This window comes from Pseudomonas marvdashtae, from assembly GCF_014268655.2.
Lineage (GTDB): Bacteria > Pseudomonadota > Gammaproteobacteria > Pseudomonadales > Pseudomonadaceae > Aquipseudomonas > Aquipseudomonas marvdashtae.
In genome coordinates this window covers 149,743-162,307 of the sequence record NZ_JABWQX020000001.1, presented here as the reverse complement: position 1 = coordinate 162,307, position 12,565 = coordinate 149,743, and the positions used below count along the sequence as shown (strand labels likewise).

The following is a 12,565-nucleotide window of genomic DNA, read 5'->3' as shown; positions in this document are numbered from 1 at the left end:
CCGCGCAGCAGGTTGGCCGACCGAAGTAGCACCGCCGTACGAACTTGATACGAATTCTCGACAAGTTCCCGCCCCCCACGGAGAATAGTCGGCTGCTGACAGGAGTCCCTATGCGCCGTTTGCTTTTCTCACTGTTGATGTTCTGCGTGTTGCCCGCCTGGGCAGACAGCTACGACCAGTTGTACAAGGTCGCCGGCTGGCCGGAACAACGGGCGCATTTCAATGACGCCTTGAACGCCGCGCAGCAGCGATACCAGAGCAGCCTGCCGCCCGCCGTCTTCCAGGCGCTGGTGAACAACAGCAATCAACGTTTCGCCCCCCAGGCCATGGATCAACGGGCCGAGGCTCAGTTGCGCAAGAACCTATCCGACCCGAACCCGGCCCTGACCTTTTTCCAGTCACCGCTGGGTCGCAAGGTTGTCGCGGCCGAACTGCTCGCCACCCGCCGCGATCAATTGGCGAAGAACGCCAAGGGCCTGCCCAAGATGCAGGCCAGCGACAATCGCTTGCTGATCATCGGCCATTTGGCCCAGGCCCTGCCCGCCCGCGAAGCCGGCGCCGAGGTCAGCCTGGCCATCGCCGGTGTGGCGGCCGACAGCCTGAGCTCGATGATTCCCGGCCTGCTCGGCGGCGGCCAGGCCCAAGGCATGTTGAATGGCCAACGCCAGCGCCTGATGGACCAGATCGGCACGGACCTGAACAACACGCTGCTGTACGTCTACCGCGACTTGAGCGATACCGAGCTGGAAGAGTTCGCGACGTTCGCCGAATCGGCCGAGGGCCAGGCTTATTACAAAGCGGCCCTGGAGGCGATTCGGGCGGGGTTGGCGGTGGGGCAAAGCCTGGGGCAGTAGAACTTCAGCTTCGCCCGTTCACACTCATCCGCTGGGTCAAGAACCCGAACATCTCTTCGCGCATCGCCAGCGTTTCATTTGCCAGGTGATGCCGCCCCTCAGGCAACATCATGACCTGTGGCCGATCAAACTTGCCGCGCAGCACTTGCAGGTTATGCCGCCAATCCACCGTCATGTCAGCCTGCCCCTGCACGATCAAGGGTTGGCGCGAACTGCTCGGCGCTGCCTCGATGCGCTTGATCCATTGCCCTAGCGCACCGACCCACGCGGTGGGCAAGCGCAGCGGTTGCAGCGGATCGGCCTGCAGGAACGGCAGGAAATCCGGATCGCTGGAGTTCTCGCTGAAACGCCGGGCGATGCCAGTCACAAAAGGCTTGAGCAAGTAATAGCTCAGGCGCGACCAGCCCCAGGCTCGTGGCCGAACCAGCGGCGACAGCAGGATGACCTGACCCTGGGCCGGACTGTCCACGCCATGGTTGAGGACATGGTCCACCACGATGGCTCCGCCGGTGCTCTGTCCGCACAGGTGCCAGGGTTGCGGCAAACCCAGTGTCTGGGCTTCACTCAGCAGACCTTGCAACGTCGCTTGGTAATCAGCGAAATCGCCGATGCTGGCGCGTTCGCCGCTGGACAGGCCATGCCCTGGCAAATCGCAGCTGATCACCACAAACTGCTGTTCCAGCGCCCATTCGATCAGGTGCCGATACAGTCCCATGTGATCGTAGTAACCATGAAAGACGAACAACGTCGCCACGGCCTTTTCCGGCCACCAGACCTGGCTAACCAGCTCGAATCCCGGTATTTCGAAACGGCCCAGGCCCCTGCGCAAGGTGCGCGTCGCAAAGTCGAGTCCATAGAAATGCTGGTAGGCCTGCGCTTGTGCAGACAACGGCTGCCAATGCGCCAAGGGTTGCAGGCTGGCGCGCAGGTAATCAGGGTCGAAAGAGGCGGGCATCAATAGTCCAGGCAAATGCGCATCGCGCGAAAACAGGCTTTATAGGTGTGTGATATTCATCTGTCGCGCCGGGCATGGCAAGCTACGCGGCTTCAGAGGATCGACTCCATGCGCCCGTCCCACCGCCCGACCTTGCTTGCCTGCTTCCTCGCCCTAGGGTGCGCCGTCATGCTGTGGTTCGCCTACGACTGGTTCCAGGGACGTTTCCTGCGGGCGTTCAGCCAACATACGGCGGTCTTTTCCGGTGACCCTCTAAGCCTGCCCGCCGACCTGGCCGGCCCGGGCGCGATCCGCCTGGTGCATTTCTGGGATCCGGCCTGTCCATGCAATGTCGGCAACCAGCAACACCTGTCCGAACTGGTCGACAAATATGCACCGCAAGGCGTCGAGTTTTATACGGTACAAAAAACGGGCAGCCAAGGTCGGCTGCCCGCCACGTTGAGCAACTTGAAAACCCTCCCGGCGCTTCCCGGATCGAGCCAGATTCCCGCCAGCCCGGCCGTAGCAATCTGGGACCGCAGCGGCAAGCTGGCGTATTTCGGTCCTTACAGCGAAGGCCTGACTTGCAACTCCAGCAACAGCTTTATCGAACCGATTCTCGAAGCCCTTAGCGTCGGCCGGGCGGTCGATGCGACGCACACGATGGCGGTGGGTTGTTATTGTCCTTGGGCTGAGTCGAGCAAATGAGCAAACCCACCTCAAGTAAAAGATGGGTTTGCTCCGCCCAGGCTTATGCTCTATGGGAGTCGTTGACCACTGGCGCAATCTGGTCAAAGTCAAGGTAACGCTTCAGCGCTTCAGGCATTTTCACCGAACCATCAGCACACTGATAATTTTCTAAAATGGCCACCATCGTTCTGCCCAACGCAGATGCAGTACCGTTAAGAGTATGAACATACCGATTAGTTTTTGAAGCAGAATCTCTGTACTTGATATTCAGTCGCCGAGCCTGATAGTCGGTACAGTTACTGGCGGAAGTAATCTCACCGTACTCCCCGGCGATACCTTTCCCTGGCATCCACGCTTCAATATCATATTTTTTATATGCTGGCGCCCCTAAATCCCCAGTGCAGTTTATTACGACCTTATAGGGAATACCCAACTCACCATAGATCTCCTCTTGCAGCTCAAGAATCTTGTCATGATATTTAGCACTGTCCTCCGGCTTGCATATGACAAACAGCTCCAATTTCTCAAACTGATGGACTCTATAAAGCCCTTTACTGGATCTCCCGGAAGCGCCAGCTTCACGCCTAAAACAATGACTTTCAGCGATGTAGAGCAGAGGCAATCTAGATTCATCAATAACCTCCCCAGCATGCATCCCGGCAACGCATATTTCAGCAGTAGCAATAAGACTTTTATCCAGACCCTCGAGACCATAAGTGTTACTTTCGTCACCTTTTGGAGCGAAGCCAACACCTTCCAAAATGTGATTAAAAGAGACATCCGGAGTTTGCAATGGCGTGAATCCAGCTCTCAATGCCTTATTAAAAATAAAACTCTTAAGTGCGTGCTGGAGAAATACAGCCTGATTCTTCAAAAAATAAAACTTTGAACCCGCTACTTTCGTACCCGAATCAAAATCGATTAGATCTAATTCCTGACCTAACTGAACATGGTCCTTATGAGAAAAATCGAATTCTGGAATCTGCCCCTTATATTTGATGGTTAAATTATCATCATCAGTTTTCCCCACAGGTACGTCTGGGGAGGTCCAATTGGGCAGTTGCCGCGAAAGCAAATCAAACTCCTCAATTAGCAAGTTATAAGACTCCTTGGCGCGCAGGATATAGCCCTTCAGTACTGACGCATCGGAGAGCATCGACTGAGAGTCGTCCTTCCATAGACCATCTTTTATAATCTTAGAAACTGCATTCAGCTTGCACTGCACTTCCTCGATCTTCTGTTTATGCGACTTCACATCGTCATATAAAGAGAGAAACCGATCCAAATCAAAGCTTAGCCCCCTTGCGGATAAGTTAGCCTTCATTCTTCCTACGTCTTCCCTTATCTCTTTGACACTTATCATCTGACTTCCACCACTATCACTAACCTGCGCCCCAAATCGCCGACCAGAACGCATTGAAAAACCATTCATCTTTTATAGATTAGATATGAAAGCACCAGCAACATTATTCTTGTAGTGCAATTCCGATAGACATGCGGGATGCTTCCTAAGACAAGTTTTGTTCTTGTAGGAATCTAGTCACTTAACGGGCTATTGTTTGTTTTAGATCAATGCTCTACGTTGTTTATCGATAACCTTCGGCAATTAGGAAATGGAATTTTTCATGAAACGCACCCTCATCGCCTTCCTGTCACTGGTCGTCACCGCCGTCATCGTCGCGGGCGGCTACCTCTACAGCAAGCAGCCGACCCGCCAGGGCACCGTGCAAGTGCAAGGGCTGCAGGGCTCGGTGACGGTGCGCTACGACGAGCGCGGCGTGCCGCATATCCGCGCCGAGAACGAAACTGACCTGTATCGCGCCCTCGGTTATGTCCATGCCCAGGACCGGCTGTTCCAGATGGAAATCATGCGTCGCCTCGCCCGTGGTGAACTGGCGGAAATCCTCGGGCCGAAGCTGCTCGACACCGACAAGCTGATGCGCAGCCTGCGCATTCGTGAGCGCGCCGCCAGCTACGTTGCCGAGCAGGATCGCCAGTCCCCGGCCTGGATCGCGACCCAGGCGTACCTGGACGGCATCAACACTTATCAGCAAACCCATGCCCGGCCGCTGGAGTTCGATGTACTGGGCATTCCCAAGCGCCCGTTCACCGCTGAAGATACCGCCAGCATCGTCGGCTACATGGCGTACAGCTTTGCCGCCGCCTTTCGCACCGAACCCCTGCTGACTTACGTGCGCGACAAGCTCGGCGCCGACTACCTGGATATTTTCGACCTCGACTGGCAGCCCAACGGCGTGCTCGCCCCTGACGCGCAAACCGCTCCGTCGTTGTCCGCTTCCGACTGGACAGGCCTCAACGCCCTGGCGCGCCTGAGCGAGCAGGCCTTGGCCGATAATGGGCTGCCGCAGTTCGAGGGCAGCAATGCGTGGGCGGTCTCCGGCAGCCGCACCCACAGCGGCAAGCCCTTGTTGGCCGGCGACCCGCACATTCGCTTTTCCGCGCCGTCGGTGTGGTACGAGGCGCACCTGTCGGCGCCGGGCTTTGAACTCTACGGCCAGTATCAGGCGTTGATGCCGTTTGCCTCGTTGGGCATGAACAAGGATTTCGGCTGGAGCATCACCATGTTCCAGAACGACGACCTGGACCTGATCGCCGAGAAGATCAACCCCGACAACCCAGAGCAAGTCTGGTACCGCGACCAGTGGGTGGACATGACCCGCAGCGAACAGCAGATCGCCGTCAAGGGCCAGGCGCCGGTGACGCTGGTGCTGCGCCAGTCGCCCCATGGCCCGATCGTCAATGACGCCCTCGGCGCGAATGCCGGCAAGACGCCGATTGCCATGTGGTGGGGATTTCTGGAAAGCCGCAATCCGATCCTCGAAGCGTTCTACGAGCTCAACCGCGCCGACACCCTCGCCAAGGCCCGCGGCGCATCGGCCAAGATCCATGCGCCGGGGCTGAATGTGGTCTGGGCCAATGCCAAGGGCGATATCGGCTGGTGGGCTGCGGCGCAATTGCCTAAGCGCCAGGCTGGCGTGAAGCCCGGTTTCATCCTCGATGGCAGCGGCGCAGAAGCGGAAAAAGACGGTTTCTATCCTTTCAGCAGCAATCCCCAGGAAGAAAATCCGGCCCGAGGCTACGTTCTCTCGGCGAATTTCCAGCCGGTGCCGGCCAGCGGGATCGAGATTCCGGGTTACTACAATCTTCCCGACCGTGGCCAGCAACTTGACCAGCAGTTGGGCGACAAGCAGGCCAAGTGGGATCTCCAGACCACCCAAAAACTGCAACTGGGCACCACCACCGCCTATGGCCCGCGCCTGCTCGCGCCATTGTTGCCGATCCTGCGCGAAACCGTCAGCGACCCGCAGGAACGTAAATGGCTTGAACAACTGGGTGCATGGAAAGGCGATTACCCGCTGGACTCCATCAGCGCCACGCTGTTCAACCAGTTCCTGTTCGAGCTGGCCAACGCTGCGCTGCGCGATGAGCTGGGCGATGGTTTCTTCGAAACCGCGCTGTCGACTCGCGTGATCGACGCCGCGTTGCCACGCTTGGCTGAGGCGAAGGATTCGCCGTGGTGGGACGACCGTTCGACATTGGGCACCGAAACCCGCGCCGACACGGTGATCAAGGCCTGGACCAAGACCCTGGTACACCTGAAGGCCACATTGGGCGAAGACGCCAGCCAATGGCAGTGGGGCAAGGCCCACACCCTGGCCCACGGCCATCCATTGGGCCAGCAAAAACCCCTGGACCGGATCTTCAATGTCGGCCCGTTCGCGGCGCCCGGCACCCATGAAGTGCCCAACAACCTTTCGGCCAAGATCGGCCCGGCGCCCTGGCCAGTGACCTACGGCCCGTCCACGCGACGCATCATCGACTTCGGCGACCCGACCCACAGCCTCACCATCAACCCTGTCGGCCAGAGCGGCGTGCCGTTCGACAAGCATTACGAGGACCAGGCCGAAGCCTACATCGAGGGTTTGTATCACCAGGCGCACCTGGCCGAGGAAGAAGTCACGGCCAATAGCCGCGGCACTTTGAAACTGCTACCCGCCGGGGCGCAGTGAATCTTTTGACCATCAACCGGCTCGCTCGCCATTGATGGTCAAGACTACGAGGGCCCAAGCCCTTTCATCGCAATGGAGTCCACCGCAATGTTCAATAACTGGTCCGAGCTGCTCCCCACCATCAAAAGCGCGTTTGGCGCCTTGGGCAAAAGCAATCCGAAAATGGTCAAGGCCTACGTGGCCCTGGATGAAGCCGCCGCCGATAACAACGTGCTCGATGCCAAGACCCGCGAGCTGATCTCCATCGCCGTCGCGATTACCACCCGCTGCGACGGCTGCATTGGCGTGCACACCGACGCCGCCATCAAGGCCGGCGCTACCCGCGAAGAAATTGCCGCGACCCTGGCCACCGCGGTTTCGCTGAACGCCGGGGCGGCCTATATCTATTCCTTGCGGGCGCTGGAGGCTCATGACGCGCTGAAGAAGTGAAGGTGGGAATGATCGAACAGACCACTGCGGGAGCAAGTCCGCTCCCACAGTAAGTCCTGCGCCGGGTCAGACCGGCGCGGTATCGGCCCGGCGCGCCTGCGGTTGTTTCCAGGAATCGGCAGCGCTTTCCTCGATGGCTTGCTGGATCGCCCGCTTGCGGTTCTCTTCGGCGCGACGGCTGAAGTACCAGACCAGGAAGGTCACCAGCGACACCGCCAGCAGGATCAGGCTCGCCACGGCGTTGATTTCCGGCTTCACACCCAGGCGCACCGCCGAGAACACTTCCATCGGCAAGGTCGTCGACCCAGGACCGGAAACGAAGCTTGCCAGCACCAGGTCGTCCAGGGACAAGGCGAAGGACATCATGCCGCCCGCTGCCAGTGACGGCGCGATCATCGGGATGGTGATCAGGAAGAACACCTTCCACGGCCGCGCCCCGAGGTCCATCGCCGCTTCCTCGATGGACAGGTCCAGCTCACGCAAGCGCGCCGAGACCACCACCGCCACATAAGCCGCGCAGAACGTCGTGTGGGCGATCCAGATCGTGACGATGCCACGTTCCTGCGGCCAGCCGATCATCTGCGCCATGGCCACGAACAGCAGCAACAGCGACAGACCGGTGATCACTTCCGGCATCACCAGCGGCGCGGTGACCAGGCCACCGAACAGCGTGCGCCCCTTGAAGTGGGTGATGCGGGTCAGCACGAAGGCCGCCAGCGTCCCCAGGGCCACCGCGGCAATCGCCGTGTAGCAGGCGATTTCCAGCGAGCGCATCACCGAGCCCATCAACTGGCTGTTGTCCAGCAGGCCGACGTACCATTTGATCGACCAGCCGCCCCACACCGTCACCAGCTTCGAGGCGTTGAACGAGTAGATCACCAGGATCAGCATCGGTGCGTAGATGAACAGCAAACCCAGCACCAGCATCAGGCTTGAAAAACGGAAGCGCTTCATTCCTTGCCCTCCATTTCTTTGGCCTGGCTACGGTTGAACAAGATGATGGGCACGATCAGGATCGCCAGCATCACCACCGCCAGGGCGGACGCCACCGGCCAGTCTCGGTTATTGAAGAATTCCTGCCACAGCACTTTGCCGATCATCAGGGTTTCCGGGCCACCCAGCAGTTCCGGGATCACGAACTCGCCCACCACGGGAATGAACACCAGCATGCAGCCCGCGATAATGCCGTTCTTGGACAGCGGCACGGTGATTTTCCAAAAGCTGTTGAAGGTACTCGAACCCAGGTCCGACGCGGCTTCCAACAGGCTGGCGTCATGCTTCACCAGGTTGGCGTACAACGGCAGGATCATGAACGGCAAATAGGAATAGACGACGCCTATGTACACCGCCAGGTTGGTGTTGAGGATCTGCAAGGGTTCGCTGATCCAGCCCATGCTCATCAGGAAGCCATTGAGCAAACCGTTGTTGCTGAGGATGCCCATCCACGCGTAGACGCGGATCAGGATCGCGGTCCAGGTCGGCATCATGATCAGCAACACCAGCACCGTCTGCATCTCTTTACGGGCGTTGGCGATGGCGTAGGCCATCGGGTAGCCGATCAACAGGCACAGCACCGTGCTGATCAGGGCCATTTTCAGCGAGCCGAGGTAGGCGGCGATGTACAGCTCGTCCTCGCTGAGCATCACATAGTTGCCGAGGTTGAGCAGCACCTGCAGCTTCTGGTCGATGTAGCTGTAGATCTCGGTGTACGGCGGGATGGCGACATCGGCTTCGGCGAAACTGATCTTCAATACGATGAAGAACGGCAACATGAAGAACAGGAACAGCCAGATGAAGGGCACCCCGATGACCAATTGACGGCCACCGGGCGTTATTCGGGCGAGTCGGCGTTTGAGTTTGCGCATGTTCATGAGCGAAGCACCACGCCGCTGTCGTCTTCCCACCAGACGAACACCTGGTCGCCCCAGGTCGGACGCTGGCCACGTCGCTCGGCGTTGGCGACGAACGACTGCACCAGTTTGCCGCTCGGCAATTCGACGTAGAACACTGAGTGACCGCCCAGGTAGGCGATGTCGTGGACCTTGCCGCTGGACCAGTTGTGCTCACAGGTCGGCTGCTCTGGGGTGACCAGGAGTTTTTCCGGGCGGATGGCGTAGGTCACGGACTTGTCCTGCACCGAGGTGCTGATGCCGTGGCCCACGTAGATGTTGCGGTCCAGGTCCTTGCAGGTCAGCACCGCATGGCCCTCGGCGTCTTCCACCACTTCGGTCTCGAAGATGTTGACGTTGCCGATGAACTCGCAGACCAGCCGGCTGGTCGGGGTCTCGTAGATGTCGATCGGGCTGCCGATCTGGGCGATCCAACCCAGGTGCATGATCGCGATGCGCTCGGCCATGGTCATGGCCTCTTCCTGGTCGTGGGTCACCATGACGCAGGTCACGCCCACGCGCTCGATGATCTCCACCAGCTCAAGCTGCATTTGCGAGCGCAGCTTCTTGTCCAGGGCGCCCATCGGCTCGTCGAGCAGTAGAAGTTTCGGTCGTTTGGCCAAGGAACGGGCCAGGGCCACGCGCTGGCGCTGGCCACCGGAGAGCTGGTGCGGCTTGCGCTTGGCATACTGGCTCATCTGCACCAGCTTGAGCATTTCGGCCACGCGGGCGTCGATCTCGGATTTCGAGATCTTGTCCTGTTGCAGACCGAAGGCGATGTTCTGCGCCACGGTCATGTGGGGAAACAAGGCGTAGGACTGGAACATCATGTTGATCGGCCGCTCATAGGGCGGCAGGTCGGTGATGTCTACGCCATCGAGGAAAATTCGCCCCTCCGTGGGCCGCTCGAAACCTGCCAGCATGCGCAGCAAAGTGGATTTGCCCGATCCCGAACCGCCGAGCAAGGCGAAAATTTCACCTTTCTTGATTTCCAGGGACACGTCGTCCACGGCAATCGTCTCGTCGAACTTCTTCGTGACCCGGTCGATCTTGACCAACACCTGCTTGGGTGTCTGGTCGCCCTCGAGGGCTTTCTTATAGGCGCCGGAGGCAACTGCCATTTACGAAACTCCCACAGAATTTGCAGCCCGCCCCATGCGGACGAGCTTGGAATAGTTAGAGCGCTAAACGCTATTTACCCGACTTGACCTTGGTCCAGCTGCGGGTCATGAGTCGTTGGATCTTGGGCGGCAACTCGGAGTTGACGTAGAGCTTGTCGACGACCGCTTGCGGTGGATAGACCGCCTCGTCGGTGCGTACTTCCTGGTTCATCAGTTCACCCGCCTTGGGATTCGGGTTGGCGTAACCGACGTAGTCGCTGACCTGGGCGATGACCTCAGGCTTGAGCAGGTAGTTGATGAACGCGTGGGCCTCCTTGACGTTGGTGGCGTCGCGCGGGATCGCCAGCATGTCGAACCAGAGGTTGCCGCCTTCCTTGGGAATCACGTAGGCGATATCGACGCCCTTGCCGGCCTCGCTGGCACGTTCGCGGGCCTGGAAAATGTCGCCGGAGAAACCGGCAGCCACGCAGATCTCGCCGTTGGCCAGGTCGGAGATGTACTTGGAAGAATTGAAATAGGTCACGTAAGGCCGGATCTTGAGCAGCTGGGCCTCGGCCTTCTTGTAGTCATCAGGGTTCTGGCTGTTGGGGTCCAGGCCCAGGTAGTTGAGCATCGCCGGGATCATCTCATCGCCCGAGTCGAGGAACGACACACCGCAACTGGACAGCTTCTTGATGTTTTCCGGCTCGAACAGCATGGCCCACGAATCGATTTTATCGACGCCCAGGACGGCCTTGATCTTCTCGACGTTGTAGCCGATGCCGTTGGTGCCCCACAGGTAAGGCACGGCGTACTGGTTGCCCGGGTCGTTCTTGTCCAGGCGCTTGAGCAGCGCAGGGTCGAGGTTGGCATAGTTGGACAACTGTGCCTTGTCGAGCTTCTGGAACGCCCCGGCCTTGATCTGCTTGCCGAGGAAGTGGTTGGACGGCACCACCACGTCGTAACCGGTACGACCGGCCAGCAACTTGCCTTCCAGGGTTTCGTTGGAATCGAACACGTCGTAGACCGGCTTGATCCCGGTAGTTTTCTCGAAATCCGCCAGGGTGGATTCGCCGATGTAGTCCGACCAGTTATAAATATGCACGGTGGAAGCCGCCTGGACACTGACAGCGAGGGTCAGGCCGGCACCGACCAGCAAGGCGTTGCGTAACAAAGAAAAGACAGGCACGTGGAGGTCCTCTTAAATAGTTGGGCCCAAGTTGCCCCCGTTGCCGGACCACGATGTGCCCTGCAACAAAACCGGCGCGCAACTTACCCTCGATAAACCGATCCAGCAAAACTTTTAGTTATTTAATTGCTCCCGTTGCCGCCGTCGCGATGACCGCGACAACGGGAGACTGCTTCAAGCCGGCTTATTTACCGGATTTGATCTTGGTCCAGCTGCGGGTCAGCAGCCGTTGGGTCGCCGACGGCAGGTCAGCGATGGCGTACAGCTTGGCCTTCACTTCGTCCGACGGATAAATGCTCGGGTCACCCGAAATTTCCTTGTCCACCAAAGGCGTGGCGGCCTTGTTGCCGTTAGGGAAACGCACGTTGTCGGTGATCTCCGCCATGATTTCCGGCTGCATGATGAAATTCATCCACTTATAAGCGGCCTCGACGTTTTCGGCATCCTTGGGAATGGCGACCATGTCGTAGAACGAACCGGCACCTTCCTTCGGAATGGTGTAGGCCACTTTCACCTTGCCACCCGCTTCGGCAGCACGGCTCTTGGATTGTTCGATATCACCCGAGTAGCCCACGGCGACGCAGATGTTGCCGTTGGCCAGGTCCGAAATGTATTTGGACGAGTGGAAGTAACCGATCGACGGACGCAGCTTGAGGAACAGCGCTTCGGCCTCGGCCAGTTGCTTCTTGTCCTGGCTGTCGGTCGGGTAGCCCAGGTAGTGCAACGCCACCGGAATCATTTCGGTCGGCGAATCGAGGAAGCTCACACCGCAGCCCTTGAGCTTGGCGATGTTCTCGGGCTTGAGCAGGGTGTCCCAGGAATCGATCTTGTCGACACCCAGTGCAGCCTTGACCTTCTCCGGGTTGTAGCCGATGCCGATGGTGCCCCACATGTAGGGGAAGGCATGCTTGTTGCCCTGGTCGCTGGCATCGCCAACGGCCTTGAGCAGGTCAGTGTCGAGGTTCTTCCAGTTAGGCAGCTTGGACTTGTCCAGCTCCTGATAGACGCCGGCCTTGATCTGCTTGGCCAGGAAATTGTTCGACGGCACCACTACGTCATAGCCGGACTTGCCCGCCAGCAGCTTGGCCTCGAGAGTCTCGTTGCTGTCGAAGACGTCGTAGACGACCTTGATCCCCGTCTCCTTCTCGAACTTGGCGACCGTGTCCGGCGCAATGTAGTCGGACCAGTTGTAGACGTGCAGCACTTTGTCGTCCGCCTGGACGGCGCCCGCCATCATGCCCATCAGGGACATGGCGAGGAGGGTCTTGCCAGCTATCTTCATACCTAATGCCTTCATGGATGATGCTCCAGTTATTCTTTTTAGCCACGTTCAGTAGCCGGCTCGCGGGCAACTTGAACAGTCGGTAGTCTGGCAAGTTACAGGGCAGGCTTTCAACCAAAGCCCAGCCTTTTGTTTCCACCGGGCGAGGCCCATGCCGGCACCTCGCT

Annotated in this window: 11 protein-coding genes; 4 read left to right on the top strand and 7 right to left on the bottom strand. The window is 58.9% G+C overall.

What is annotated here, in order from left to right:
• The first annotated feature begins 110 nt into the window (after nucleotides 1-110).
• On the top strand, nucleotides 111-854 hold the full coding sequence (locus HU742_RS00805) for a DUF2059 domain-containing protein (protein WP_186633970.1): 744 nt from the start codon (nucleotides 111-113) through the stop codon (nucleotides 852-854).
• Nucleotides 855-858: 4 nt separating this feature from the next.
• Here the strand turns inward: HU742_RS00805 and bipL are convergent, their stop codons facing one another.
• Nucleotides 859-1,809: a phospholipase BipL gene (bipL, locus tag HU742_RS00800; protein WP_186633967.1), complete on the bottom strand. Its 951-nt coding sequence runs from the start codon at nucleotides 1,807-1,809 to the stop codon at nucleotides 859-861.
• A gap of 108 nt (nucleotides 1,810-1,917) precedes the next feature.
• Here bipL and HU742_RS00795 point away from each other — a divergent pair, with 108 nt between their 5' ends.
• On the top strand, nucleotides 1,918-2,496 hold the full coding sequence (locus tag HU742_RS00795) for a DUF6436 domain-containing protein (RefSeq protein WP_186633964.1): 579 nt from the start codon (nucleotides 1,918-1,920) through the stop codon (nucleotides 2,494-2,496).
• Nucleotides 2,497-2,539: 43 nt separating this feature from the next.
• Here HU742_RS00795 and serS read toward each other — a convergent pair whose 3' ends face one another.
• A complete protein-coding gene (gene serS, locus HU742_RS00790; RefSeq protein WP_225923542.1) occupies nucleotides 2,540-3,895 on the bottom strand; it encodes a serine--tRNA ligase in 1,356 nt (451 codons plus the stop codon).
• A gap of 208 nt (nucleotides 3,896-4,103) precedes the next feature.
• On the opposite strand from serS, the gene HU742_RS00785 reads away from it, so the two are divergent.
• Together HU742_RS00785 and HU742_RS00780 are read left to right on the top strand one after the other, a co-directional pair.
• Entirely contained in the window at nucleotides 4,104-6,509 is a 2,406-nt protein-coding gene (locus tag HU742_RS00785) for a penicillin acylase family protein (RefSeq protein WP_186643436.1), read from the top strand.
• A gap of 87 nt (nucleotides 6,510-6,596) precedes the next feature.
• Nucleotides 6,597-6,938, top strand: a complete 342-nt coding sequence (locus HU742_RS00780) for a carboxymuconolactone decarboxylase family protein (RefSeq protein ID WP_186643435.1) — start codon at nucleotides 6,597-6,599, stop codon at nucleotides 6,936-6,938.
• 66 nt (nucleotides 6,939-7,004) lie between these two features.
• On the opposite strand, the gene HU742_RS00775 is transcribed toward HU742_RS00780, so the two are convergent.
• From HU742_RS00775 to HU742_RS00755, 5 genes are all read right to left on the bottom strand, one after another.
• Nucleotides 7,005-7,892, bottom strand: a complete 888-nt coding sequence (locus HU742_RS00775; RefSeq protein WP_186633952.1) for an ABC transporter permease subunit — start codon at nucleotides 7,890-7,892, stop codon at nucleotides 7,005-7,007.
• A complete protein-coding gene (locus tag HU742_RS00770; protein WP_186633949.1) occupies nucleotides 7,889-8,809 on the bottom strand; it encodes an ABC transporter permease subunit in 921 nt (306 codons plus the stop codon). Before HU742_RS00770 ends, HU742_RS00775 begins: the two co-directional genes overlap by 4 nt.
• A complete protein-coding gene (locus tag HU742_RS00765; protein ID WP_186633947.1) occupies nucleotides 8,806-9,948 on the bottom strand; it encodes an ABC transporter ATP-binding protein in 1,143 nt (380 codons plus the stop codon). The genes HU742_RS00770 and HU742_RS00765 overlap by 4 nt, the downstream gene beginning before the upstream one ends.
• 70 nt (nucleotides 9,949-10,018) lie before the next feature.
• Complete coding sequence (locus HU742_RS00760) at nucleotides 10,019-11,116, bottom strand: extracellular solute-binding protein (RefSeq protein ID WP_186633944.1); 1,098 nt, start codon at nucleotides 11,114-11,116, stop codon at nucleotides 10,019-10,021.
• Between the two features lie 184 nt (nucleotides 11,117-11,300).
• Nucleotides 11,301-12,413, bottom strand: coding sequence for a polyamine ABC transporter substrate-binding protein (locus tag HU742_RS00755; RefSeq protein ID WP_186633941.1), 1,113 nt, complete (start codon nucleotides 12,411-12,413; stop codon nucleotides 11,301-11,303).
• Nucleotides 12,414-12,565: the final 152 nt, after the last annotated feature.

Coding starts and splice junctions, on each gene's coding strand:
- HU742_RS00805 (WP_186633970.1), top strand. CDS start 111: ATGCGCCGTTTGCTTTTCTCACTGTTGATGTTCTGCGTGTTGCCCGCC.
- bipL (WP_186633967.1), bottom strand. CDS start 1,809: ATGCCCGCCTCTTTCGACCCTGATTACCTGCGCGCCAGCCTGCAACCC.
- HU742_RS00795 (WP_186633964.1), top strand. CDS start 1,918: ATGCGCCCGTCCCACCGCCCGACCTTGCTTGCCTGCTTCCTCGCCCTA.
- serS (WP_225923542.1), bottom strand. CDS start 3,895: ATGCGTTCTGGTCGGCGATTTGGGGCGCAGGTTAGTGATAGTGGTGGA.
- HU742_RS00785 (WP_186643436.1), top strand. CDS start 4,104: ATGAAACGCACCCTCATCGCCTTCCTGTCACTGGTCGTCACCGCCGTC.
- HU742_RS00780 (WP_186643435.1), top strand. CDS start 6,597: ATGTTCAATAACTGGTCCGAGCTGCTCCCCACCATCAAAAGCGCGTTT.
- HU742_RS00775 (WP_186633952.1), bottom strand. CDS start 7,892: ATGAAGCGCTTCCGTTTTTCAAGCCTGATGCTGGTGCTGGGTTTGCTG.
- HU742_RS00770 (WP_186633949.1), bottom strand. CDS start 8,809: ATGAACATGCGCAAACTCAAACGCCGACTCGCCCGAATAACGCCCGGT.
- HU742_RS00765 (WP_186633947.1), bottom strand. CDS start 9,948: ATGGCAGTTGCCTCCGGCGCCTATAAGAAAGCCCTCGAGGGCGACCAG.
- HU742_RS00755 (WP_186633941.1), bottom strand. CDS start 12,413: ATGAAGGCATTAGGTATGAAGATAGCTGGCAAGACCCTCCTCGCCATG.